The following is a 2,475-nucleotide window of genomic DNA, read 5'->3' as shown; positions in this document are numbered from 1 at the left end:
TGACGGCCAGGCACTCCAGGTCGGCGGGTCGGCCCCCCCACACGGTCTCCCTCCGGGTCGTGTCCCCTCGGTGTCTCGTGTGGGGGGCGCCGGCTCCCGTGCGGGACCCGACGCCCGAGGTGGAGGTCGAGGCCCTCGCCCCTGAGCCGCCCGTCGCAGCGGAACCGGTGGCCGTCACCATCCCGCACCAGCGCGGCGGTTGGTGGAGCAGGCTGACGGCGTTCATCCGCCGCTGACCTCCACCGCTGATCTCCTCTGCCCCCGGCCCGCCACCGGGGGCAGAGGCATCGGCGACGTCTCCCCCACGGGCAACTTCGCGCCTGCGTGCCTGCGACCCCGACCGCGTGACGGGCCGGGGCGCGGACCGGACGACCGGACAGCGCCCTCAGTCGTCCCAGGCGTCCGCGCGGGAGCGTTCCAGGGTGAAGGTGTCGACCGGTGTGAGGTCGCCGTGCGGGCCGTCGAAGGTGTAGTAGGTGACCTTCATCCGGGTGCGGCCGCTGCGGCGGTCGCCCGGGTCGACGTCGAAGGCCGCGAAGCCGTGGGTGTGTTCGCGGTCCTGGACGGCGGCCCACGGGGCGTCCTCCGTCACCCAGACCGACTCGCGGTACGGGGCGCCCGGGGCCGGTTTGGGCTCCAGCGCGACGACGACGCGGCCCTGCTTCGTCTCGAACAGGTCGTCCTGGGTGGTCGCGGCGTTGCCGCCGGCGCCGATGACCATGTGGACGGTGCCGTGGTCGGTGTCGGCGAAGTCGGGGTCCGTCCCGGACGGGACCGGTGTGCGGACGTCGTTGGGGAGCGTCCCGCGGACGGGGTGGGAGCGCTCGTAGTAGTGCTCGTGGCCGCTCACGACCAGGTCCACGCCGTACTCGTCGAACAGCGGGCCCCAGGCCTCGCGGATGCCGAGGTCGCTGCCGCTGCCGTGCTTGGACGTCGAGATCATCGGGTGGTGCATGCAGACGACGATCCAGTCGATCGCCCGGCTGTTCCTGGCGGCCCGCAACTCGCGTTCCAGCCAGCGCTCCTGGGCGCCGCCCGAGTAGCCGCGCAGGTAGATCTCGCTGCTGTTCTGGATGGCGACGTCCTCGTTGGCGAGGCTGATGAAGCGCACCGCGCCGACCGTGAACGCGTACCACATGCCGGCCGTCTCCTCGTCGGCGGAGGCGGCGGACTCGGGCAGGTCGAAGTACGTCTGGTAGCCGAGGGCGCCGATCGGGCCGTTCCCGCTCTCGGTCTCGTGGTTCCCGGCGCACGGCATCCACGGGCGCAGCCGGGTGGAGCGGCTGTTGGAGATGAACCAGTCCGCCCAGGTCCCGGTGCGGCTCTGGCCGTGCCGGCCGCTGTAGGAGGCGTAGCAGAGGTCGCCGTTGACGAGGTTGAACAGCGGGCCGACGCGTTCGACGGCGGCGACGATGTCGGCGGAGGCCGGGGATCCGATCTGGCTGCTGGTGTACACCGGGTACTTGCCGAGCGGGGAGGGGACGCCGTCGGGGAACTCGATCTTGCGGCGGAGGTTGGGCGTGCCCTGGTCGCCGAAGCTGGTGAAGGTGAAGGCGGCCCGGCCGCGCGGCGCGGTCGTGAAGGACCCCGTCTCGGGATTGGCGCCGTCGTGCCCGGCGGCGTACAGGTACGTGGTCGCGGCCCGCAGCCCGGTGAGGCGGGCGTGGTGGACGTACACCTCGTCCTTGGAGAGCGCGTCCCGGTAGGTGCGCGTCTCGGCCTCGACGACCCGTCCGAGTCCGCCGTCCGGCGAGCCGACCCGCACGTGGGGGCGGCGGACGGACTGCGGGGTGATCCAGGAGACGGTCATCTCACTGGAGGGGTCGTTGCCGAACTGGAGGTGGATCCCGCTCACGCTCGGCGCCCCGAGCCGGTGCGGGGTGGACTGCAACAGCGGCGTGGGCGCCGCCGCGGCGGACGTCGGCGCGGCGAGGCCCGCGACGAGTGCGGCCCCGGCCGCCGACGATCCCTTGAGTAACTGTCTGCGTGCGATGCTCACGGACTCCCCCTGTGTCACCCGGGCCATTGGTGTCGCAGAACTTTACTCGCATGTTCATGTCATGGCGATGGTGTGAGCCCGCCCGATTCACGGCGGCCGGCCCGAGGGCCCCGCGGATCCGCCGGTAGCCTTGATCGCCTCATCAGGCACGGAGAGCGGGAGAACGAGTGGTCAGGTCGGCGCTGAAGTGGATCGACGGGACCGATTTCGGCTATTACGCCCTGTGCCCGGAGCCGTACGTCGCCTCGTGGGACGGCACCGAGGCCGGGGACGCCTGCGACGAGTACGCCGCGCGGGTCGACCTGCCGGGCCACGGCGACGTGTTGGTCCTGGGCGGGGAGCCGCTCCCCGCGACCTACTTCGCCGAGCACCTGACGTTCGCCCGCTGGTACACGGCCGCGGGCGACCCACGGCGGGGCGGCGCGGGGGGGCGGGCGATGGACACGGAAGGCGGGGTGGACCCCGGCGCGGGCGCG

2 protein-coding genes and 1 pseudogene are annotated in these 2,475 nt (G+C 72.8%); 2 read left to right on the top strand and 1 reads right to left on the bottom strand.

The genetic code is table 11. From position 1 onward, the window contains the following. Positions 1–98 precede the first annotated feature (98 nt). A complete protein-coding gene (locus ACFV4F_RS41885) occupies positions 99–236 on the top strand; it encodes a hypothetical protein (RefSeq protein ID WP_380511020.1) in 138 nt (45 codons plus the stop codon). Positions 237–385: 149 nt separating this feature from the next. Here the strand turns inward: ACFV4F_RS41885 and ACFV4F_RS41880 are convergent, their stop codons facing one another. Then, the gene (locus ACFV4F_RS41880) at positions 386–1,999 is read right to left on the bottom strand and encodes a purple acid phosphatase family protein (protein WP_380511017.1); all 1,614 of its coding nucleotides are present in this window, start codon (positions 1,997–1,999) and stop codon (positions 386–388) included. 167 nt (positions 2,000–2,166) lie between these two features. On the opposite strand from ACFV4F_RS41880, the pseudogene ACFV4F_RS41875 reads away from it, so the two are divergent. Next, positions 2,167–2,475: pseudogene (locus ACFV4F_RS41875) on the top strand (hypothetical protein); the annotation flags it as partial.

It is taken from the genome of Kitasatospora sp. NPDC059722 (assembly GCF_042733235.1).
Taxonomy (GTDB): domain Bacteria; phylum Actinomycetota; class Actinomycetes; order Streptomycetales; family Streptomycetaceae; genus Kitasatospora.
Note: the sequence above shows the minus strand (reverse complement) of the source record. Positions and strands in the feature narration are given on the sequence as shown.